The organism is Methanocorpusculum bavaricum DSM 4179 (assembly GCF_000430905.1).
Classification (GTDB): domain Archaea; phylum Halobacteriota; class Methanomicrobia; order Methanomicrobiales; family Methanocorpusculaceae; genus Methanocorpusculum; species Methanocorpusculum parvum.
In genome coordinates this window covers 88,341-111,015 of sequence record NZ_KE387269.1, presented here as the reverse complement: position 1 = coordinate 111,015, position 22,675 = coordinate 88,341, and the positions used below count along the sequence as shown (strand labels likewise).

Annotated in this window: 17 protein-coding genes; 5 read left to right on the top strand and 12 right to left on the bottom strand. The window is 51.0% G+C overall.

Annotated elements, in window-relative coordinates; genetic code table 11:
• Window positions 1-232: 232 nt before the first annotated feature.
• The 3 genes from H575_RS07825 to H575_RS09000 form a co-directional block, all read right to left on the bottom strand.
• Entirely contained in the window at window positions 233-2,293 is a 2,061-nt protein-coding gene (locus tag H575_RS07825) for a cation:proton antiporter domain-containing protein (protein ID WP_042700423.1), read from the bottom strand.
• Between the two features lie 148 nt (window positions 2,294-2,441).
• Window positions 2,442-3,227, bottom strand: coding sequence for an NAD-binding protein (locus H575_RS09005; RefSeq protein ID WP_052320027.1), 786 nt, complete (start codon window positions 3,225-3,227; stop codon window positions 2,442-2,444).
• Window positions 3,228-3,259: 32 nt separating this feature from the next.
• Entirely contained in the window at window positions 3,260-4,471 is a 1,212-nt protein-coding gene (locus tag H575_RS09000) for a cation:proton antiporter (protein WP_081406710.1), read from the bottom strand.
• A gap of 186 nt (window positions 4,472-4,657) precedes the next feature.
• Here H575_RS09000 and H575_RS07815 point away from each other — a divergent pair, with 186 nt between their 5' ends.
• On the top strand, window positions 4,658-5,740 hold the full coding sequence (locus H575_RS07815) for a radical SAM/SPASM domain-containing protein (RefSeq protein ID WP_042700421.1): 1,083 nt from the start codon (window positions 4,658-4,660) through the stop codon (window positions 5,738-5,740).
• Between the two features lie 12 nt (window positions 5,741-5,752).
• Here H575_RS07815 and H575_RS09335 read toward each other — a convergent pair whose 3' ends face one another.
• Window positions 5,753-5,905 carry a hypothetical protein gene (locus H575_RS09335; protein ID WP_155897870.1) on the bottom strand — a complete coding sequence of 51 codons (153 nt, stop codon included), beginning with the start codon at window positions 5,903-5,905 and terminating at the stop codon, window positions 5,753-5,755.
• A 243-nt stretch (window positions 5,906-6,148) separates the two neighbouring features.
• Here H575_RS09335 and H575_RS07810 point away from each other — a divergent pair, with 243 nt between their 5' ends.
• Window positions 6,149-7,480 carry an ATP-binding protein gene (locus tag H575_RS07810; RefSeq protein ID WP_042700418.1) on the top strand — a complete coding sequence of 444 codons (1,332 nt, stop codon included), beginning with the start codon at window positions 6,149-6,151 and terminating at the stop codon, window positions 7,478-7,480.
• A gap of 410 nt (window positions 7,481-7,890) precedes the next feature.
• Here H575_RS07810 and H575_RS07805 read toward each other — a convergent pair whose 3' ends face one another.
• A complete protein-coding gene (locus H575_RS07805) occupies window positions 7,891-9,987 on the bottom strand; it encodes an ATP-dependent nuclease (protein WP_052320025.1) in 2,097 nt (698 codons plus the stop codon).
• A gap of 1,141 nt (window positions 9,988-11,128) precedes the next feature.
• Between H575_RS07805 and H575_RS07795 the strand changes: the two genes are divergently transcribed.
• Together H575_RS07795 and metG are read left to right on the top strand one after the other, a co-directional pair.
• Window positions 11,129-12,109, top strand: a complete 981-nt coding sequence (locus tag H575_RS07795) for a Fic family protein (protein ID WP_042700413.1) — start codon at window positions 11,129-11,131, stop codon at window positions 12,107-12,109.
• A 251-nt stretch (window positions 12,110-12,360) separates the two neighbouring features.
• Window positions 12,361-14,382 carry a methionine--tRNA ligase gene (gene metG, locus H575_RS07790; protein WP_042700411.1) on the top strand — a complete coding sequence of 674 codons (2,022 nt, stop codon included), beginning with the start codon at window positions 12,361-12,363 and terminating at the stop codon, window positions 14,380-14,382.
• A gap of 97 nt (window positions 14,383-14,479) precedes the next feature.
• Here the strand turns inward: metG and H575_RS07785 are convergent, their stop codons facing one another.
• The 5 genes from H575_RS07785 to H575_RS07765 form a co-directional block, all read right to left on the bottom strand.
• Window positions 14,480-15,481 (bottom strand): ABC transporter substrate-binding protein, encoded by a 1,002-nt coding sequence (locus H575_RS07785; protein WP_042700410.1) that lies wholly within the window; start codon window positions 15,479-15,481, stop codon window positions 14,480-14,482.
• A 9-nt stretch (window positions 15,482-15,490) separates the two neighbouring features.
• Window positions 15,491-16,258: an ABC transporter ATP-binding protein gene (locus H575_RS07780; protein WP_042700406.1), complete on the bottom strand. Its 768-nt coding sequence runs from the start codon at window positions 16,256-16,258 to the stop codon at window positions 15,491-15,493.
• Window positions 16,255-17,382: a FecCD family ABC transporter permease gene (locus tag H575_RS07775; RefSeq protein ID WP_042700403.1), complete on the bottom strand. Its 1,128-nt coding sequence runs from the start codon at window positions 17,380-17,382 to the stop codon at window positions 16,255-16,257. The genes H575_RS07780 and H575_RS07775 overlap by 4 nt, the downstream gene beginning before the upstream one ends.
• Before the next feature lie 90 nt (window positions 17,383-17,472).
• Entirely contained in the window at window positions 17,473-18,132 is a 660-nt protein-coding gene (locus H575_RS07770) for a metal-dependent hydrolase (RefSeq protein ID WP_042700400.1), read from the bottom strand.
• 38 nt (window positions 18,133-18,170) lie between these two features.
• Entirely contained in the window at window positions 18,171-18,782 is a 612-nt protein-coding gene (locus H575_RS07765) for a hypothetical protein (RefSeq protein ID WP_042700397.1), read from the bottom strand.
• Between the two features lie 243 nt (window positions 18,783-19,025).
• Between H575_RS07765 and H575_RS07760 the strand changes: the two genes are divergently transcribed.
• A complete protein-coding gene (locus H575_RS07760; RefSeq protein WP_042700395.1) occupies window positions 19,026-19,916 on the top strand; it encodes an adenosylcobinamide amidohydrolase in 891 nt (296 codons plus the stop codon).
• Between the two features lie 397 nt (window positions 19,917-20,313).
• On the opposite strand, the gene H575_RS07755 is transcribed toward H575_RS07760, so the two are convergent.
• Together H575_RS07755 and H575_RS07750 are read right to left on the bottom strand one after the other, a co-directional pair.
• Window positions 20,314-21,564: a Glu/Leu/Phe/Val family dehydrogenase gene (locus H575_RS07755; RefSeq protein ID WP_042700392.1), complete on the bottom strand. Its 1,251-nt coding sequence runs from the start codon at window positions 21,562-21,564 to the stop codon at window positions 20,314-20,316.
• Window positions 21,565-21,826: 262 nt separating this feature from the next.
• Window positions 21,827-22,675: a hypothetical protein gene (locus H575_RS07750; RefSeq protein WP_042700391.1), complete on the bottom strand. Its 849-nt coding sequence runs from the start codon at window positions 22,673-22,675 to the stop codon at window positions 21,827-21,829.

Sequence of the window (22,675 nt, the reverse complement as noted above, 5' to 3'; positions counted from 1 at the left end):
AAGCCCGAACCGGAGAGCAAAGCGAAGCTTTGCGAACGGGTTTTTCCCCAGCATTTGTCCAAGAGCCAAAGGCTCTTGAGACGTCTCACGAGCTTACAGCTCGTGGACTTTTCCAGAGAGGGTGCGATTCCTTCGTAGGCGAAGCGGTTAAATAAATTCATCTATCCGCACCCAGCCGTACCCGTCCCGAATCTCACGCTCACCAGCTCCCCCGCTCACCAGCTCCCCCGTCTTACTTCTCTTCCCCGTCCTTTTCCGTAAACAGCATCGTCATCGTCGCGATATCATCACGGTTACCGATCACCACCACCGTATCCCCCTCCTCAAGTACCGTCTCCCCGTCCGGCGAAACGATCGCATCCTGCCGTCCCGCCCGCCGCACCGCGATCACCGAAACACCAAAGTTCATCCTCAGATGCAGGTCACACAGCCGTTTTCCCGCGCAGTCACAATCTTTCCCCACCCTGATCTGTTCCACATGCGTCTTCTCCGTCGAGATCACCTCATCCGCATGCTTCGCCTTCAGACGGATCGCGTCCAGGATCCCTCCGCTGTTCTTCTGCCCTGGAGCCGGGGGCTTACCCCCTCCGGTTCCGTCGAGATACTCATTATACACTTCGCTTCGTACCTGCTGCGAGTACATCTCCAGCTCCTGGACCGGTATCTGCTGATTTGCCAGGATCCTGCGGAAGATCTGCAGAGCCGCCTCCTTCTCATCCACGATCACCTCATCAGCTCCCAGCCGGTAAAGCTCGTTCGTCTCCGAGATATATCTCGACCGGGTAATGATCGAGATCTTCGGATTCATCCGGCGTGCGGTCGTCACGATCGCCTTGATAGCCTCCATGATCGGGATCGAGATCACGATCGTCTGGGCTTTATCGATCCCTGCAAACTCCAGATTACACTCACGGGACGCATCGCCGTAGACGATGTTCTCCCCCCGTTTCCTCTCTTTTGCCACAGTTTCCGCATTCATCTCCAGGATGATGTAAGGGATCCCCATCTTTTTCAGGGCTCGTGCCACATACCTGCCGCCAAGCCCGTAACCGACAATGATCACATGGCTTTCCAGGTCCGTTTCACCCGGAATGCAGAACTCGTCGAAGTCCCGGTGTTTTTCCGGAAGACGGCTGGTGATCTTGCCGGCGATCCACGGTCCGGCCGCCACATAAAACGGCGTGATGGCCATAGTTACGATCGACATCGCCAGAAAAATCTGATACATATTCTGGGTCAAAAGGCCGGTCGCAAGCCCCGTAGAACCTAAAATAAACGAGAACTCTCCCACCTGCGAAAGACCGATCGCAGACAGGATAGCGGCTCCGGCCGAGATCCCGATCACCTTCACCGAAACAAAATTGATCAGCGTCTTTCCCAGAAGGAGCAGAACGGAAACCCCGGCGATCAGCAGCAGATGCTCGCTCAGATACGTCAGATTGAGCATCATACCGATCGAAACAAAGAAGAAACTCGTCAGCAGATCGCGGATCGGCATGATCTGGCCGATCACCTCATGACTGTAATCCGAACCTGAGATGGCAACGCCCGCAAGAAACGCTCCCAAAGCGATCGAAACACCGGTCAGAGACATCACCCAGGCGATACCGAGGCATATCAGCACGACCGCCATAACGAAAAGTTCACTGCTTCTTGTCAGAGTGACCCTTTCAAGAAACTTGGGGACCAGGTAGATGGAGGCGATCAGAATCACCGCCAGGAGCCCCATACCGATAAAAAAGTTCAGCACGGATCCTGCAAGATCGGTCTCTGAGCTTCCGGCAAGGAGAGGCACGAGCATCATCATCGGCACAACGTTCAGATCCTGGAAAATCAGCAGTCCAAGCGCGATCTTCCCGTGCTGGGTGTCGATCTCCCCGGACTTCTGATAGATATTCATGATGATCGCCGTCGAAGAGTGTGCTACTAAAAATCCGATGAACAGCGAAACGCTCGAGCTGAATCCTGCGGCGACCATCACCAGCCAGACCACTCCGGTCGTAAGAATGAGCTGGAGCCCTCCGCCTATCAGCACGATCTTCTTCATTGAAAGCAGATTTTTCAGCGGGATCTCCAACCCTATGGTGAACATCAGCAGAATGACGCCGAGCTCTGCGAGCAGGGACACCTGCTCTTCGGTGATCAGGTGCAGACCAAACGGCCCCACAATAACGCCTGTTATGAAATACCCGATAATAAACGGGATGCGGAGCCTTTTCCCGACAAGTAAAACCGCGATCGCGCAGGTAAGCACGATCACGACTGCCATGATCAATTCTATATATTCCTCCATTATCTCTCCGAAATATCCTGGAGAATAATATACCTTGCTCAGCAAAAAATGTAACTATACTCACCCGCCGGGATGTGTTTTTTCTCTATGTTTTGGAAAATAGACGCGACGGATCGCGTCCTGCAGGCAAAAAAAAGTATGCGTGCCCTCAGGTAGTATATGCAGCCTTCTCGGCGAACATTATCATTATAGTTCCAATGGCCTCCCGGTCCCCGATCACTACGGCGGTATCGCCTTCATTCAGGATCGTATCTCCGTCCGGGGAGACGATCACATCGATCTTTCCCACACACCGCACCGCGATCACCGAAACGCCGTAATTCCTCCGCATCTGGACATCGGCGATCCGTTTGCCGGCGATATCCGCCCCTTTCTCGACCCTGATCTGCTCCACCCGTGAGGTATTTTTAGCCATCATCTCACCCGCCTGCTTTGCCCGGATCCGGATCATATCGAGTCTGCTTCCCTTTGCCGACATTCTGATATTTGAGTGGATGGGTTTTTCGATGTATTTGTCGTAGATCTCGCTTCTGGCCTGTTTCCCATACAGATCCGCGTCCTGTACCGGCACCTGCTGATTGGAAAGGATCCGATGGAAGATCTGGAGAGCCGTCTCCTTTTCATCAACGATCACCTCATCCGCTCCGAGATGATACAGCTCGGCTGTCTCGGAGATAAACCTTGACCGGGTGATGATGCCGATCTTCGGGTTCATCCTGCGTGCGTCGGTGAGGATCGCCTTGACCGTGTCCATCTGCGGGATCGTGATCACGATCGTCTGGGCTTTCCTGATCCCGGCAAACTCCAGCACCCCTTCCCGGCATGCATCGCCGTAGACGATGTTCTCGCCGAGTTTTTTCTCGGCTGCCACCGTTTCAGGGTTGAGTTCGAGGATAATATAGGGGATCTCCACTTTTTTCAGCGCCTTTGCCACATAATGGCCGGTAAGTCCGAACCCGACGATGATTACATGCCCGACCGGAAGTTCGTCCTCAGCGTTCCCTGCGGATCCGGCGGCGGGAGGAACCGGTCAACGAACCTTGGCGCGATACTGATCATCGTCGGGGTCATGATCATCGTCAGGATCGAGACGGCCAGAAACACCTGATAGACATCATCGGTCAGGATCCCGCTGGAATAGCCGGTCGCACCGAGCACGAAGGAGAACTCTCCTATCTGCGAGAGACCGAATGCTGAAAGAAGTGAGACGCTTGCCGCTATCCCGATCGCTTTGACCGAGATGAAGGTTATCAGGGATTTTCCCGCTATCAGCACGGCGGCAAGGATGAGTATGAACAGCAGATGCTCCCCGAGATACGAAAGGTTCAGCAGCATGCCGATCGAGACAAAGAAGAAACTGGTCAGGAGATCGCGGATCGGCAGGATCTGGCCGACGACCTCATGGCTGTAATCCGATTCGGAGATCGCGACGCCTGCAAGGAACGCGCCGAGCGCCAGGGATATGCCGTTCAAGGACATCAGCCAGGCGATCCCAAGACAGATGGTCACGATCGAGATGATGAACAGTTCGTTGCTTCGGGTGAGGGCGACCCTCTGCAGAAATCTCGGGACCAGGTAGATGGCGGCGATCAGGATGACGCCGAGCATCGCCAGACCGATCAGGAAGTTCAGCACGCTTGCGAGCAGATCGGTGTCGGCAGGTCCGGCAAGGATCGGGGCAAGCAGCATCATCGGAACGACCGCAAGATCCTGGAAAATCAGGATCCCGAGCGCGATCTTTCCGTGTTTGGTCGCCATCTGTCCCTTCGACTGGTAGAGGTTCAAAACGATGGCCGTTGAAGATGTCGAGACCATCATTCCAAGAAACAGTGCGGTGTTGGAGGGAAATCCCGCCAGCTGGAGGACAGCCCAGACGAGGAACGTGGTGATGATCATCTGCAGACCGCCGCCTATGAGGACGACCTTCTTCATGGAAAGGAGGCTTTTGAGCGAGATCTCCAGACCTATGGTGAACATCAGAAGAATGACCCCGAGCTCTGCGAGGACCGATACCTGCTCTTCGGTGATCAGATGGAGACCGAAGGGTCCGACGATTATCCCTGTGAGAAAATAGCCGATAATGAACGGGATATGGATCTTTTTTCCGATAAAAAGCACGCCGACAGAGCATGCAAGCACGATCACGACTGCCATTAGAAGATCTATCTGCACAACCATATCCGGATCCTATTTTATATAGCAGAATTATGCTCTGTGATCAGTAAAAAATATACCTATACTTCCATCAGGAAGATCCGTTTTTTTGCATGATCCGGGGTTTTTCCGGATGATTCCGGCTGGTGTGCGGCGGTCTGGCGAGAGAAAATATTTAGCCTGAGCAGAGAGGATATGTACATCTTACGTATGCCGGATACCTTTCTGACCACCTATCTTAACTCCGCGATCGAGAAGCTTATCAAAGATATTCTGAAGGGCACCCTTTCGAACCGGAAGGAGACGGCGTTTCTTCTGGGGCAGATGAAGCATCAGCGGGAGAATGCAAAAAAACGGGCGGCCTGTTCGCATATGCCGGCATTTCTGATTGCAAGCATTACGTCGTCGTGCAATCTGCATTGTGCGGGCTGTTATGCCCGGGCGGTCGGAATGTGCGGCGATGCGCCGGGAGGTGCGGAACCGCTGAGTGTTTCTGAGTGGGAGCATATCTTTTCGCAGGCTGAGGATCTTGGGATCTCGTTTATTCTTCTTGCCGGAGGGGAGCCGCTTCTCCGCCGGGATCTTATCGGGGCGGCCGCCCGTCACACGCCGGTCATCTTCCCGATATTTACGAACGGGACGCTGATCGATGATGGGTATCTGGCTTTGTTCGACGGGCACCGGAATCTGGTGCCGGTGATCAGTATCGAAGGGGGCAGGGAGGAGACGGATTCACGCCGGGGATCGGGGACGTATGCGGTTCTGTCGGCGGCGATGGATCGTCTGCGGGCGGAGAAGATCCTCTACGGGGTTTCGGTGACGATCACGCGGGGGAATCTGGCGGAGGTGACGTCGACGGCTTTTTTGGATCTGCTGCGGGATCAGGGATGCCGGCTGGTGTTTTATATCGAGTATACGGCGATCGATCACGGCTCAAAGGAGATGGAACTGGACGCGGCGAGGCGTGAGGATCTGGAGGGGAAACTGACGACGATCAAGTCGGCGTATCCGGGGATGGTGTTTATTTCGTTCCCGGGGGATGAGAAGCATATGGGCGGCTGTCTTGCGGGCGGCAGAGGATTTTTCCATATCGATCCGTATGGGTCAGCAGAGCCGTGCCCGTTTTCGCCGTATTCGGATCGGAATCTGCGGAACGTTTCTCTGCTGGATGCGGTGAACTCGCCGTTTTTTGCGAGGCTGATCGACGCGGGTCTTGTCGGCGGGGAGCATGACGGGGGCTGCGCTTTGTTTGAGCACGAGGCCGAGGTGCTGGCGATAAAAAACAGGTTGTGAGTTTTTCTTTTTTTACTGGAGGCTGCAGGAGGAGCAGCTTCCGTGCAGGTTTCGTTCGGTGAGCTGGCCGATCTGGAGTTCGAGGTCGCGGACCCGTTCCATGAGGTCTGCGTAGTCGCGTTCGAGTTCTTCGAGGCGTTTTTCGATGTTTTCCTGGGATGTCATGTATAGGAGGTTGGTGTACTGGGTTTTATAGGTTGGTTATATGGAACGGGTGGTAAAAACAGGATCACGGCGGAGAACCGCCGGATATCTTGGAACTATGCACCTTTGTTCTGAATCATGGATTCGCCAATACTATTATCTCATCTGAATACACATAAGAAATTAATTGTGGGTTCCATCACATAATTAGTGACAATAATGTGATGTACATCACATAATTATTGGAATGCCCGGGAGAGGAAGATGTATAGAACTGCAATAGATGAGCTTAGGAAGTGGAAATCGTCAGAATACCGCAAACCGTTGATCGTAAACGGGGTCAGGCAGGTAGGCAAAACCTGGCTGCTCAAAGAGTTTGGCAGACAAAATTATCAGAACACCGTATATGTCAACTTTGAGGAAAATCCCGAATACAAATCGTTTTTTGACACCACGAAAGACATCGAAAGAATTCTCCCGAATCTTGCAGTTGCCAAAAAACAGACAATACGGCCAGGGGACACTCTCCTCATCTTTGATGAGATCCAGGAGTGTCCGGATGCCTTGAATTCTCTCAAATATTTTTATGAGAATGGTCCTGAGTATCATATTGTGTGTGCCGGGTCACTTCTCGGCGTTGCACTCTCAAGACCTACCTCATTTCCTGTTGGAAAAGTTGAGTTTCTCACTCTTCGCCCCATGACCTTTTCTGAGTTTCTGATCGCGGGCGGAGATGAGAATCTGGCTTCCTATCTTGACGGCATCCGGGAGATCGAACCGATACCAGAGGCATTTTTCGGTCCGCTTTGTGAGAAACTGAAGATGTATTATATCATTGGAGGCATGCCCGAGGCAATTTATGCATGGACGAAGGAGCATGACATAAATCAGGTCCGAAAAATCCAGCAGAATATCCTGAATGCCTATACCCGCGATTTTGCAAAACACATTCAGCCGTTGTCGGATGTTCCTAAAGTCATGTATATCTGGGAGTCCATTCCTTCTCAACTGGCAAAAGAAAACAGGAAGTTTCTGTATAATGTGGTGAAGGAAGGGGCGCGGGCACGGGAGTATGAGACTGCCCTTCAATGGCTTTGCGATGCGAATCTTGTGTGGAAAGTGTTCCGCATACGTTCCCCGGAACTGCCGATATCATCGCAGAAGGATCTCTCTGCTTTCAAAATATATCTGGCTGATGTCGGACTGCTCGGTTGTATGTCGGTCCTTGATCCTTCAGTTATTGCAGAAGGAGATGCAGTATTCAGCACGTTTAAGGGTGCGTTGGCAGAGAATTATGTTCTGGAGGCGATCGTTGGACAGTTTGAGGGGAACCCCGGTTATATGTCGTCGCTGAATCCAAAGTATGAGATCGATTTTATTATCCAGCGGAAAAATCAGATCATCCCAATTGAAGTGAAATCCGACCGGCATGTTACGGGGAAGAGTCTGAAAAAATATAAAGAGCTGTATGGTGATTCGGTAAAGATCCGTGTCAGATATTCTCTGTTAAATCTGAAGCTGGATGATGATGTGTTGAATATTCCTTTGTTCATGGCCGACCATTCCGCAAGGCTTCTTGACCTTGTCCTTGGATGAAAATAAGAGGGAAAAATGAACTTGGTTCCCATTATATTATGAAGGGGTGCGGAGGCGGGCTGTCCCGGAGGGGCGGCCTCAGCTGAGCAAGGTTTTACCTTGCGATCAAATATCTGATTTGCGAGCGGGATGGGATATTTTACCGCGTTTCGGGAAGGGTACGGCTGGGTGCGGACGCATGAGAAAAAACTAACCGCGAATCGGCGCGAATCCGCCCTTCGGGCGAGACGAATCGGATTTGCCGATCCTCACTCTCGCAAGCCTGCTTTGCAGTCTTGCTCCTCCCTCATCGGGAACGTTCGGGCAAATCCTGTCGCCGCCCCGGCGGCTCCTGTGATAATAAACGGCATGAGGTCTCCGTAATAGATGGAGTAGGAGCAAGATGTCGTATTCAGAGGGCATATGCCTAATTATGTGATATATCCACTAAGTTTTGTTAACAAATCAGAAAACATATCCATTTTGACATAATTACTGAAGTTCTGACCCTCCGGGAGTAATTTATGAATGATATATAATGGATATTGTTCTTTTGATGGTTTCCATCCGTCTGATTTAGATTCACCATTAATTATTTCCATGAATGGGTCGGTATAACAGTTTTCTAAATCATTTGATAAAATAAAAACATTGCAGTTTTGTAAGTATTCAATGTATGTTTCAACATTATAACGTAAGATGTCGTCATTTATCTCAGAAATGCAGTTAATTTTCGGTTTATTGCCAACCAATTCTTTTGGAGTGATTTTCGCGTTAATGTAATATTTCCCCTCTTTCATCCGCTCACAAAATTTCTCTGCACTCTCTAAACTCTTTTTGTATTTTTCATCATCAACCTGATCTTGAACCTCCTTTGCCATATCATTCATTATTTTTTGTAAAATACTCATATCCGGATCAAACTCCGGTTTAGATATAGACGGTGCGTTAAAGAAAGTATTACAACCTGTGTGAAGAAAATCAAAATCAGCAACTATGAACCAATTTATTCCAAGTCTCTCAAGGATAGGGACATAGAGTTTGAACTGCTCCTTTCCTGTTACTGCAATTATTGAGATATTGTTTTCATTCAGCCAATTTTTAGAGAGATTGAATGTTGAACTATTTTCCTCTGCGATTAAGGTTAATAGCAGTTTATCACTTACACCTTCAACTAAAACAACTGTATCTGCGAAAAACAGCTCTGCGTTTTGTAATTTTGAAATAATTGCTGTTTCTTTTATGTTTGATAAAATTACATTTCGAGCAGTTGTTTTGCCATCTTTATCCTTTGTAACTCGAATAATAGTTAATTCAGCGGTTGGAGCCGTCACAAAGTCTTCTGAATGTGTTGTGAAAATAACCTGATGTTTGGGATTTTCGAGGAATTTATCTAATTGATTGGATACGATACGTCTCCCGTGCGGATGAAGATATAATTCCGGCTCTTCCACAGCCAGCAATGCCGAGGTCTTGGAGATGATTTTTTCAGTATAGTATGAAAATAATCCGATAATCACTGAACTTTGGATGCCAGATCCCTTATCAGTTAAAAGGCTCTCAAATCCATCATTTACATAGATCAGTGTCTGTTTATACGCATCTTCATACCGCGGGGCGCATTGCATATTAATCGTTGTATTAGGAAATGTTATCCCATTATCGGGATCATTTATTGTAGATGTTAAGTCAGCAAAAATTGATTTAGTGCTCTCATTTAGAGATTGCAATTCCTTATCAAAATCAGATTTATCTCCATTTTCAAGGAGTAACCTCAGTAATTTTCCATACCAAGAATAATCTGTGATCCGCAATTGATTATACGGGTCTCGAAAAGAGGGAAGAATCATACTTTGCATAATACTATTACGAAGATAACTTGTAAAGGCTAAACTCCATTCATCAGTATTCTTGTCTTCTTTGTAAAGTAATCTCATCTCCTTATTTATTATACCATGATCGAGAGATTTAGCTGTGAATAAATATCCAAATACATATTGTGAATCTAACTCTTTATTAAACTCTTTATCATTTATATAAATCTTATATTTATCTGTGGGTATTTTTGGACAATATTTGGAATTAATATAATAATTATCCATCTTTTTTGGGTCGTTCTTGCAAATCTCTTCAATTGATTCATCATATTCAGCTACTTTATAATCAAACTCAGTGTCTTTAGTATCGATTGTGCTAACAGAGAGATCAACCGGAAGACATTTTTTGTAGAAACCGCTCGTTTCCTCTCTTATTGCAGAAAAATCAAATATCTCATTTTCATCACGAGTAAGTTCACAAAATATTGAGATGGTCCTATTAGTGTCACCATTGAAAAAATTCTTTTCATCGATATTTCTTGATTTTATATATGTTGGCGAGTATTCACCTAGAACCAAGTTGATTGCATTAATGAGGTTTGTTTTCCCGGCATTATTTTTACCTACAATTACATTCTTTCCTTTGTTAAATTCAACATTTAGATATTCTATTGAACGATAATTTCTAATTATTACCCGGGAAAGATACATGATATTAGTATTTGAAGGCATCTTCCATATAAATGTAGATTACAATTGAGTGGTATGACGCTTTTTTTAGATTTATTCTCGATGTATCCTATCTATTATGAATTGGAATGAAGGGGAGCCCTTCCTCAGAGTTCATCAAGCCTAAGGCGTATTTCATCTCTCTGTCGTGTCGTGCTAAACTATTTGCATGGGAGCCGCCGGGGCGGCGACAGGATTTGCCCGAACGTTCCCGATGAGGGAGGAGCAAGACTGCGGAGCAGGATTGCGAGGTTGCCACATCATACCTCGATGCAAAAGCCGCAGGATGAGGGAGGAGCAAGACTGCGGAGCAGGATTGCGAGAGTGAGGATCAGCAAATCCGATTCGTCTCGCTCGAAGGGCTGATTCGCGCCGATTCGCGGTTGGTTTTTCTTATGCGTCCAAAAACAGGATTCCCCGCCGCGAGCCGCTCCGCGCCGGATCGCAAATCAAAGATTTGCTCAGCTGAGGCTGCCCCTGCGGGGCAGCCCGTAGTCACTTCCCGCACCCCGAATCAAAAAAGAGATGTTGAATATCCTTTTTTACGCATATAGAGAAGTATATTATGAGAAAAACCGGCACGCCGGTTTTTCCGACAGCATTTGTCCAAGAGCCAAAGGCTCTTGAGACGTCTCACGAGCTTTCAGCTCGTGGACTTTTCCAGACGGCGTGCGATTCCTGCGTAGGCGATAAGCCGGAGCAGAGCACGACGACGCAAGAAAAATGCGATTCGCGAGAATTCGCGGAGGCGTGCAAGCCAAAGGCTTGCGTGCCGCCTCAAATGGGCTTTGCCCATTTGGGCTTATTCGCGGTTAAATAATCTCATGCATCCACACTAACTCCATACAAGAAATCAGCGTACGCTCCCGCAAAAAGGCATACCTTTTCGTGAATCAAAAAATAAGATTCCCCGCCGCGTCGGGCTCCGCGCCGGATCGCAAATCAAAGATTTGCTCAGCTGAGGCTGCCCCTGCGGGGCAGCCCGTAGTCACTTCCCGCACCCCGAATACTTAAATTAATTCCTCTTCTGAACGTCGAAAATCAAGACCTGCCGTCCCTCTCCTCTCAACAACCCCCTCCCGTCAAAAGTTCCTTATCCCCCAAAACCAATACTCAATAGATAATGGCAGCAACTACCGACCCCCCGTTCACCATCACCAACACCATGATCGAACGGGTCGGAGAAATCAGCCGGCGTATCGGGACGCTCACCGTCGGGATCAATATGAGCAGGAATCCCCGTCTCCACCACGCCAACCGGATCCTCTCCATCCATTCCTCCCTTGCCATCGAAAACAATACCCTCACTCTTGAACAGGTAACCGATATCATCCAGGGGAAACATGTTCTGGGACCCCCAAGTGAGATCCGGGAAGTCAAAAACGCTTTTCAGGCATATGAACTCCTCCCTTCCCTGGATCCCTACTCTGTAGACGACTTTCTGCACGCTCACCAACTCATGACGGCCGACCTCATCAACGATTCCGGCAGGTTCCGGACTAAAGGCGTCGGCGTATTCTCCGGGGATACCGTTGTCCACATGGCTCCTCCCGCTTCACTTGTTCCAGAGCTCATCAGCAGCCTCTTTGCCTGGGCAAAATCTTCAGACGTCCACCCCCTCATAAAAAGCTGCGTCTTCCACTTCGAGTTGGAATTCATCCACCCGTTTATCGATGGAAACGGACGCATGGGAAGATTGTGGCAGACGCTTATTCTTTCCAAATGGGAACCGCTCTTTGCCTGGATCCCGAGCGAATCCCTCATTCACAAATCACGTCAGCAGTATTACGATGCTCTGGGAGAATCCGGCAAAAAAGGCAACTCAATATATTTTGTCGAGTTCATGCTTTCGGTCATCAGCAATGCGCTGAACATGTATGAACTGGATGTCAGCAAGCCGAGCGTCCGGTTACGTGAAAAAGAACAAACCATTCTCAACCTCATCAAAGGAAACAGCAGGATAACCATTGCCGAAATCGTGGAAATAACCGGATATCCGCGAAGCACGGTTACCAGACTCATCAAAAATATGTCGGACAACGGGATTATCGAGCGTGTGGGTCCCAAAAAGAACGGATACTGGATGCCGCTTGCCAATTACTAATTTTCATTTATAGTCCCACTTATAGTCTCATTTATAGTCTCACTCTTCCCCCGGGGGTAGCCCGCCACTCGCAAACCTTCGGTTTGCTCCGCTAAGGTTGTCTGCTTCGCATCCAACCCGCCTCCGCTGAGGGACCTAAAGGTCCCCGCCCCGCCACTCGCAAACCTTCGGTTTGCTCGGCTGAGGTTGTCTGCTTCGCATCCAACCCGCCAATCAAGTATTTAATACCCATCCGCGCCAAATAATACAACATGACCAATAAGCCCACTGTCGTTACGTGCGGTCTGCCCTATACAAACGGTTTTTGCCACCTCGGGCACCTCCGGACGTACATCCCCGGCGATTTCTACGTGCGCTATCTTCGGCGTCTCGGCGACGACATCGTCTTCATCTGCGGATCCGACAACCACGGGACCCCCATCGTCGTCACTGCCGAGGCTGAAAAAACCACGCCCCGCGCCGTATCCGAAGAATATCACGCTCACTTCGATGCAGTCTTCAAATCAATGGGCATAGCGTTCGACCGGTTCGGCATGACCGATGATCCGACCAACCACAACCGGACCGCCTCCATCCTCCAGACCCTCATCGACCGCGGATATGTCTACGAACAGACCATCCAGCAAAGTTACTGCCCAAAATGCAAACGCTTCCTTCCCGACAGGTATGTCGAAGGCACCTGCCCCTACTGCGGAAAACATGCCCGCGGCGATGAATGCGACTCAGGATGCGGCCGGCACCTCGAACCCGGAGAGATCCTCGACCCCGTCTGCGCAACCTGCGGGACCAAGGCAGAACTCCGCGAGCAGAAGCATTACTACTTCAAGCTCAGCAGCTTTAGGGACTATCTGTTAGAGTATCTGCCGAACCTCGGCGGCACGCTGAACGCCAAAAACTACGCCATCGGCTGGGTCGAAAACGAACTCAAAGACTGGTGCATCACCAGAATGATGGACTGGGGCGTGAAGTTCCCCGGATCCGACGAACTCGTCTGCTATGTCTGGGTGGATGCCCCGATCGGATACATCTCCTTCACCGAAGAGTGGGCAAATGCGACCGGAAACAGCTGGCAGAAGTACTGGTGCGAAGGGGACCGGGTCCACTTCATCGGCTCGGACATCATCTATCACCACTGCGTCTTCTGGCCGGCAATGCTGCACGGAGCCGGATATCAGCCGCCTTCAGCGGTCGTAGCGAGCGGGATGGTCACAATCGACGGCGAGAAGTTCTCGAAGTCGAAAGGGAACGTCGTCTGGACAAAAGAGGATTACCTCGACAAGGGACTGCCGGCAGACTATCTGCGGTATTATCTCCTCGCCTACACGAGCCACACCCGCGAACTGGACTTTTCCTGGAAAGAGTTCCAGGCACGGATCAATAACGAGCTCGTGAACACCTTCGGGAACTTCGCGAACCGGAGCATGAGCCTGGTCAAAACCAAGTTCGGCGACGTGCCCCAGATGCCGGTCGACGCGGAAATATTCGCCGAGATCGAACGTTCGCTCGCCGCAATCGAAGAGGCCGTCCGTTCATACGAGTTCAAGGCGGCAGTCGACGGCATCCTTCTTCTCGCAGCATACGGAAACGGGTACATCTCGAACGCGGCGCCCTGGAAGCTGATCAAGGAGGATCCAAACGCGGCCGCACAGATATTGAAGAACTGTCTCCAGATCGTAAAGGCGTGTGCTCTTATCATGCAGCCGGTGATGCCTGAGTCTTCCCAGAAACTCTGGGAGATGCTCGGCTATACCGATCTGGTGGAAACCCGCCCGATCAGCGACGCACTGGTCCCGTTCGAGAACACAACACTTGGCGATGTGAAGCCGCTGTTTGCAAGGATCGAGGACAAACAGCGTGAGGAGATGGAGGCTCTGCTTACGAAGCGGGCCGAGGATTCGAAGAAGAAAGCAGCAGGAAAGGATACAATGACAGCAGTAATAGAACCAATATCAGAAGAGATCATAACAATAGACGATGTGGCAAAGCTCGATCTCCGGGTCGGCCGTGTCATAAAGGCGGAGAGAGTCCCAAAGACGACGAAACTTCTGCGTCTGCAGGTGGATATCGGGACCGAGGTCAGACAGATCGTGTCAGGCATCGCCGATGTCTATACGCCTGAAGAGATGGTGGACAAGAAGATCATCGTGGTCGTGAACCTGAAGCCGGCGAAGTTCCGGGGCGAGGAAAGCAACGGGATGCTGTTTGCCGCGGGCGACGAGGCATCACTTCTTGTTCCGCTCAAAGATGTGCCGGAAGGCACAAAGATCCACTGATCTTTTCCCCTTTTTTGCCAGGTGTCTCCTGGTTTTCGCGCGGAGCCGATGTAAGGCGCCGGCGCCTGAAAAAAAGAACCGATCCCCTATCGGGATCTTATAATGCCGGATACGTCAGACCCGTCACATCGAAGTTCGTTCCAAACCGCGTATTGAACTCGGTCAAAACCCCCTCGACGCTCATATCCTCAAACACGCCTGGATGGATCATTTTTGCCAGAGCGACCGCCGCGGCGCAGGATCTCGGCCCGTAGGTCAGATCGTTTCGAAGAAGCCAGACCTTATCATTCTCGACCGCACTGATCGTATCGAACCCGACCCTTGATACAAGCTCGCCATACGCGGCCTGTGGGTCGTTCATATTATTCACGAGCTTCACGATGATCCCCGGACTCGATGAGACCACCCATTCATCGGAGATCTTTCTGGAACCGGCATCGGTCATGATGTTTTGACCTCCGGCGATCGAGATCAGCTGACCCATACCGGTATCCGCCCCCTGACCCCAGTATGCGGTATAACTTTCTGCGTAGACAGAGCGGGTCATAGAGATCGGGGCGACCCGTGACTCGATCTCGGTGATGACCTCGTCATAATATGCGGCGATCTTTGACGCCTTCTCAACATTGCCTGAGATCTTTCCGATCTCGATGATATCCTGGACCATCGTCTGAGGCTTCGTGCAGTCAACATACACGATCGGGATCCCGGCAGACGCCATGACCTCGGCATTCTTCGGCTTCGACGTCGCATACCCGATCACCAGATCGACGTCCAGCGAGATCAGATACTCCACATCCGGCTCGTTCCAGGTCCCGACGATCTTCGCATTCGGATACATCTTCACCTGCTCGGCATTATTTGCGATCGACTGGGAGATCCCCACAACCTTTCCTGCATCGCCAAGAAGATACAGGATCTCGCCCGCGTTCGAGTTCAAAAGAACGATCCGTTCGGCAGTCTTGTCCAGCGTCACGTTGGTTCCGTCCGAGTTGGTGATGACAAGAGACCCTGATGATCCATTCGTGATGCAGCCTGCGGCGAAGATGATACAAAGCATCGTCAGGACGATCCCCGACATAATCAGTAATTTTTTCATACAAAACCTCTATGATGGAGCATAGGAGAGAATGAACCGCCCCTGTGCATTTTCAACAAACTCGGCATCGACGCCGTAGACATCGCGAAGCGACTTTGGCGTGAGGACATCCGCCGGCGCCCCGTGATCATACATCTCCCCGTCTTTCAAGAGCAGCACCTTGTCGGTGTACCGGAGCGCCAGATTCAGATCATGCAAAGCGATGATCATACCCGAGTTATCCTTTCTGACGATATCCCGCATCGTCGAGACGGTCTCCAGCTGGTGACGGAGATCGAGGGAACTGGTCGGCTCATCGAACAGGAAAAAGTTCGGGTCCTGGGCAAGCGCCCGGGCAATAAAAACCCGCTGCCTCTGGCCGCCGGAAAGTTCATTCACGAACCGGTCGGAGAGATCGGTGATGTTCATCGTGGCCATGGCCTGATCCACTGCGGCGAGATCGTCGTCGGAGACCGACCAGCTCATATACGGACGCCGGCCGATCAGCACGGTGTCCAGAACGGTCGTAAAGGGGGTGTAATGGAAGTACTGGGGAACATAGCCGATCATCTTTGCACGGTCGATCCTGTCGATCTTCTGCACATCGGCTCCGTCGATCGTGATCGACCCGCCGGCCGGCGTCAGGATATCAGCGATCGTTTTGATCAGCGTGGATTTTCCCGAGCCGTTTGGACCGAGAAGGGCGAGGACCTCGCCGGACTTTGCTTCGAAGCTGATGTTTTTGAGAACCGCGTGACTGCCGTACTTTTGGGAGACCGAGTCGACCGAGATGTTCATGCCAGATACCTCCCGTGTCCTCTGGTGATCAAAAAGAGGAAGAAGAACCCGCCGAGGATGTACATGATGATCCCGACCGGGATCTCGATCGGAGCAAAAATAACGCGTGCGATCGTGTCGGAGATCAGAAGGATGAGGGCTCCAAGGAGGGCAGATGCCGGCAGAAGATATCGGTAGTCGTTACCGATAAGCATCCGGCAGATGTGCGGGGCCATGAGGCCGACAAACCCGATGATTCCGGTGAACGCGAGGCATGCCGACGCGGCGAAACTGACGATCAGAAGACCGGAGATACGGAACCGCTGGACGTTGATGCCGAGATTTTTCGCAACATCGTCGCCGCTTGAGAGGGTATTGAGATCCCAGGCCCGCCGTTCGACGAGGATGAAACAGATCAGCACGATCGGGAACAAGATCGCGATCGCCTGCCATGTGGCCCCCCACATCCCGCCCATGAGCCAGGTGACGATATCCCGGAGAGCATCGTCGTTGGAGACATATTTGAGGCCGAGCAGACCTGCCTGGAACAGATAGCCGATCACGACTCCGGCGAGGATCATGATTGCCTGGGAGGTGTGTTTTGTCTTGGAGATGAGGTAGACAAGGATGACGCTCAAAAGACCGAAGATGAATGCCGAGAGGATGAGAAGCAGGGATTTTACCGAGAAGGCAACGCCGGCAAGCAGGATGGTGCCGGCAAACAGGGAACCAAAGATCACCGGGCCGAGCACGATGATAAGGGCGGCGCCAAACGATGAGGCCGAGGAGAGGCCAAGCGTGAACGGGCTGACGAGCGGATTTCTCAAAAGTCCCTGCATAACGGCCCCGGCGGTCGCCAAGGCAACTCCTGCAAGGACCGCGAGAAGGATCCTCGGCAGACGGTAGTTCATGACGATCAGATCGGCCATGCCGTCGTCGGGCGAGGCGAAGGTTCCCGGAAACAGGGCGTGACCGAACACCGCGAGGACATCCCCCGGAGGAATGTACACGGAACCGATCCCGACCGCGAGAATGGAGACAAAGAGAAGAATAATGAACAGCGTGACCAGAACGAGCAGTTTGCGTTTCTGAATAGTATGATAGAGACGTGTCGTTTTGGTGTTACTACTCTCACTATTCTTCATAACTGAGTAATTATTGGTTTTTCATTTTAAAGAAGGTGCCGGGTTTTAATCCGGGAAAAAAGAGGCAAGGGGATAGTGCCGCGGAGATTTTCACGGCAGTTCGAGTGAGCCGCCGGGCTGCATGATCTCGACATGCATCGGGGTCGTCAGTTCAACGGCCCGCTTGAAGGCCGCAATATCCTGTTCGATCTCCGGGAACGTATTGACATGCATCGGGATGACCGTCTTCGCCCCGACCCATTGCGCGGCGATCATACACTCCTCCGGCCCCATCGTGTAGCGCCCGCCGGCCGGCAGGATCGCGATATCCGGGTGATAGAGCTCTCTGAGCAGTTTCATATCGGAAAAAATCCCGGTGTCGCCGGCATAATAGATCACATGCCCGTCCATCTCGACGACAAAACCGCAGGCCTGCCCCATGTAGAGACTTGTTCCGTCCTGCTGACGGATGGATGATGAGTGCAGGGCAGGGACCATTCGGATCGTGATCCCCTCCCATTCGACCGAGCCGCCGATGTTCATGCCGATCGTTTGAACGCCAAGCGATTTCAGATAGCCGGAGAGTTCATGGACCGCGGCCGTCAGTGAAAACCGTTCCGGGACCTCCCCGATATGATCTGCGTGGGCATGGGATATCAGCGTCAGATCGGCATCGGCAGACGCGGGATCTTCGATCGGCATCGGGTCGAACAGGAGTTTTTTGGAGCCTTCGATGATAAAACAGGAGTGGCCTTCGTATCTGATATGCATGTGTAGAATAATAGCGTTTCAAAAATAAAAAAATAGGGTCAGTTGAGTTCGGTCAGATCCGTCGACTCGGCAACATCGATCGACTCGCCGAGCGTATCTTCCTGCAGACCGGATGTCATCTTTTCCGTCAGGTCGCGGTCTTCCATAACATCTTTGATCCTTTCCAGATAGGGGTCGAGCGTGGTATCCTCTTTCTGCTCGATGACATGCCGGTATTCACGCAGCGTTGTCGGTGAGATGCCTAGCTCTTCGGAGATCTCTTTCATCGTCATCTCGGTGCTCATCAGGGTCTTCATCTGATTCTGATCGAACGGCATATTGAAATCCAGTTCCCGGAAGAGTTTCAGCTGGACTCTGGCGCGTGCAACGGTTTTGGAAAGCTTCTCATCGCCAAGTTCCCGGGCGATCTCGGTGTCGTTTTTGCCTGCGTAGAATGAGGTGATCAGACGCGCGAGCTGGATCGGTTCAAGTTTTGTCTTGAAAAAACCTCTTTCCTGGATTTCCCGCATGATCAGAGCGATTTCCCGTTCAACTGCATCCTGATCGCGAAGCGTGCCGTGCAGTGTTTTCATTGGTTCGACAATCTTCGTTTTCTGCGTCAGATTGGAAAATAACTGCATCAAATCCTTCTGTCTCTTTTTTGGTGCCATATTTAGTATCCCTCCGTATTGACTATCCCTTCAACATGTATCTGCATCCATATAATGATTATGGATCGAGACGGAAAACCGCCTGCCGAAAATGGAGGATGGAAATTATTAATACGACCGGAAACTGTATGATATCCCCCATTCGAAAACGGCGTGATCCGGGCGGTCTCTCGCGGGCGAAGGGGCCGGAAAAATACCGTATAACTAATACCCCCCGGATGAAAATAACATAAGAGCAGTTGTATGCGGTATCATTACACGAATAACACCCTGTATGTGAGGGGAAGATTTACTGCCGTCAGTACGGGAGTTGACGGCGGCATCCGGCAGGTTTCCACTCTGCTCAATCACACGGTTTCAAAAGACTTCGATCATGCCGATCCCAAAGAATATATCCGCGGTCTGCTTGCCGGCGCAAACTATGCAGACGATGCGTTTGGTCTTCTCACCGCGGTGTCGATGCAGCATCTGTGCGTTCTTCAGTATGATTATATCACGGTCTTTGTGACGGCAGGCGTTTCCAATCCCAATCCAGATCCGACCAGACCGCATACGATCAATATCATCGTCACCTCAAACGAAGGCTTTTCCACCGCGTCCCTCCTGGAAACGATCATCACCGTGACCGAGGCAAAAGCCCATGCTCTGCGGCTTCTCGGCCGGGATTTTACCGGCACGACCTCGGACGCGGTAATCACTGCATCCGAAGGAGAGCCGGTCCATACATATGCAGGGACTTTTACCGAGCCGGGAAAACGGATCTATGCCGCGGTCCTTCACGGCGTAATGGAAGCGGTCAAACGGCATGAAGGAACGGTGTCAGGTCCCGGACCCGCCTACTTCATTTACTCAAGATACAACGGTCACGGCTGGTTTGAATGGAAGAAGAAGGACTGTCCCTATTATCCCTGTCACTTCCCCGGCCAGTCCTGTGATTTTTGTTACTGCCCGTTTTACCCCTGTCATGACGAATCCCTCGGCGAATGGATCGACAGCTCCACCTCGGGTCAGAAGGTCTGGGCCTGCACAAACTGTCTGCTTCTCCACAAACCGCATGTCGCCGCCTATCTGAAAGATCATCCGGATGCAACGCTTGCTGAACTGAAAAAAGTAGATGAACAGATAAACCAATAATTTTTTCCTACACTTTTTTTTTACTGAAACTTGACTTTTACAATTATCAATTTCCCCCCCTCTTTCGCGCCTCACCCCTACTAAAATTGGGAAAATAGAAATTGACAGTTACTGAATATTCCGCGATAGGTAAGTTCCCTTGACTGCTCAAATAATTCTTGAAAATAGGATATTTCCACCGCGTCGGGCTCCGCGCCGGGTTGCAAGTCTATCGACTTGCTCAAGGCTTACGTCGCTTTAGCTCCCCTCGCCAGTCGCCCTCCCGCACCCCTAAATAAGAATAGGAAACGGAATCTGTCAAAAATTCTCTGAAATTACTGTTTTTACGGAGAAAATTCTCTAACCGCACTTAATTTGGAAAAGAATAAAAAAAGTGATGGCAGATTCTGCAGAGGGTTTAGACCCATCCGCGGATTTTCATACCTTCAACAACGCGCGCCACGGCAACCACGTATGCTGCCTGACGCATGTTGATCTTGTATTCTTTGGATGCTTTCAGGACATTGTGGTATGACTGGGTCATAGCTGCATCGAGTTTTGCATAGACGTCGTCGAGAGTCCAGTAGTGCATATACATATTCTGCACCATTTCGTAGTAGGAGACCGTGACACCGCCTGCATTACACAGGAAATCGGGGATAACATGGACACCGTTCTTAAAGAGGATCGCATCTCCTTCCGGAGTGGTCGGGCCGTTTGCGAGTTCGCAGATGACCTTTGCCTTCACGGTCGGTGCGACCTTCTCATTGATCGCTCCCTCATCGGGTGCTGCGGCGATAATAATGTCGACCGGGAGGCCCATGACTTCATCGTTGGTCAGAGTCTTGAGACCTTTGAAGCCGGTGACGGATTTTGTCTTTGTCTTGTGACCGGAGACTGCGGTGATGTCAAGTCCGTTCGCATCGTAGATACCGCCTTTGGAGTCGGTGACTGCGACGACTTTGGAGCCGAACATCTCCTGAACGAGTGTTGCCGCAAAGGAACCTGCATTGCCGAATCCGAGGATAGCGACGGTCGCCTTCTTCAGATCGAGGTTCAGCTCTTTTGCTGCTTCACGGAGGGTGTACAGACCGCCTTTTGCGGTAGCGTCGCCGCGTCCGAGGGAACCTCCGACGATCAGCGGTTTGCCGGTCAGCAGACCAAACTGGTTTTTGCCGTTAATAACGGAGTACTCATCCATCATCCATGCCATGATCTGACCGTCGGTATATACATCCGGTGCCGGAACATCGGTGTCGGGACCAAGGTTCTTCCAGATCGCACGGATATAGCCGCGGGAGAGGCGTTCGAGCTCGCCCTTGGACATCTCCTTGGGGTTGCAGATAATACCGCCTTTTCCTCCGCCGAGCGGAAGGTTCAGCACTGCACACTTCCAGGTCATCCATGCTGAAAGAGCACGGACTGTATCGATCGTCTCTTCAGGGTGATACCGGATCCCTCCCTTATAGGGGCCGAGCGCATTGTTATACTGCACACGGAATCCCTGGAAAACCCGGGTGGTCCCGTCGTCCATCTTGACGGGGATAGATACCTGAATCTGTCTCTGCGGCTGCATGAGGATATCAACAACGCCCTGATCGAGCTTGAGGATCTTTGCACAATCCAAAAGCTGCTGTTGGGCCATTTCAAACGGGTTTACCTTCGACATGGTTTGTTTCCTGCCAATCGCACGGAACTTGGGAGTTCAACTGCGTTGTGACAATTAATGTTGGGATTTTCCCATATAAAACATATCGTGTTATTTCTGATTCAGGCTGATATTCTCGAAGCATTTCTAAAAATACTTTATAATTGCCGGGATTTTTATTTCAGGCTTTGAGCGGGGTATTTGTATGTTACGTGTTAGCATGGCACCATACATTTCGCCCGGATCATGAAGGGCACAGACAAAAAACGCGCATAAAAAAGGGTCAGGAATATTTATACCAGCGCCCTTTCTCATCAAATGATCCCTCTTCGCTCTCCTGTGGCTCACGGGAGGAAAGATCGAGAAGATGGTGTTTATAGAAGCATGCTTTGTAGGAGACGAAGACCGGGACAAACATCAGACAGCAGACGGCCAAGGCGATCGCTCCGGATGAAAGGATCTCCGGCGCCGCAAACAGCGCGAGAAGCTCCGCCTGGGACAATGCAAGGATCTCCGCTTCCGTCATTTCGGCGAGCGGCAGAAGGGCATCGGATGCCAGGACCGACCATACGGCGGTAAAAATAAAAAATACCGCAAAGATCAGCGCAATATTGAAGAGATAGAATGCCGTGATTTTGAACGAACCTGCAGCTACCCGGAAAGCGCTGTCTTTGAGCGCCCGAAACGGCGCAAGATTATGCACTATCGCCGAGATGTCTGCAAAGAAGAAGAAAAAGATCAGAGGCACGATCAGGAATATGCTGAAATACATCGCGATATCCATGGATATTCCGGTCATCAGCAAGATATACGTCAGCGTGTTGGAAAGCACGAACCCGATCATCAGGACGAGCAGATTTGTGATCAGACAGCGGAAATAGCCGTAGATCGCGTATTTTCGAAAGTCTGCCGGCGAGGATGCGTCCCCGATGATGATCCCGTAGGCGCCTGCAAGAAATGCCGGGGACAGGAAAAGCATGGCAGCTCCTGTTGCGAGTCCTGCGGTCGCGCCGAACAGTGCGAAGACGTAATAGGTCAAAAGGACGGCAAATGCGAAAAAAAATCCCGGCATCCAGACGAGCGGTTTCTTCCCCAGCAGGCCAAGCGCCTCGGCAAATGATCTCAGCGCCAT